The sequence below is a fragment of the Bradyrhizobium sp. Kon10 genome (genome assembly GCF_055807395.1).
In genome coordinates this window covers 1-398 of the sequence record NZ_JBVVOZ010000139.1, presented here as the reverse complement: position 1 = coordinate 398, position 398 = coordinate 1, and the positions used below count along the sequence as shown (strand labels likewise).

Sequence of the window (398 nt, the reverse complement as noted above, 5' to 3'; positions counted from 1 at the left end):
ACAGCCTCAAAGTCGAAGTTGTCGAAGGTCTTTCCAGCGGGCAGCCGAGCCTCGAGGAGATGGCGCTCGACGCGGCGGCGGCCGCGTTCGGCGATCTCGTGCTCGGCAATGCTGGCGAGGAAGCGGGCGGCCGGCCAGCCTTCCTTGTCGGACTGCTCGGCAAATTGCGGCCACAGCACCTTGATGGCGGGCAGCCGCAACTCGTTGAGCAACAGATTGAGGCGCGCGGTGTCGACTGTGTTGGCCGTGCTCATGCGGCACCTCCGATCTCGCCGGCACCGATGAGGCACTCATAGCTGGCGAGCGGCGCGAGCTGCACCACGACCTGCGGCACGCAGGCCGGATCGGGCGCGAAGTAAGCGCGCAGCCGTCCGAGGTCGGGTAGTTGGCCAGCGTTA

At 67.1% G+C, this 398-nt stretch carries 1 protein-coding gene; it reads right to left on the bottom strand.

Annotation, left to right across the window (positions count from 1 at the left end; genetic code table 11):
* Positions 1 to 254 (bottom strand): ATP-binding protein (locus AC0L2O_RS36430; RefSeq protein ID WP_473373153.1); only part of this gene is annotated, 254 nt, incomplete at its 3' end.
* Positions 255 to 398: the final 144 nt, after the last annotated feature.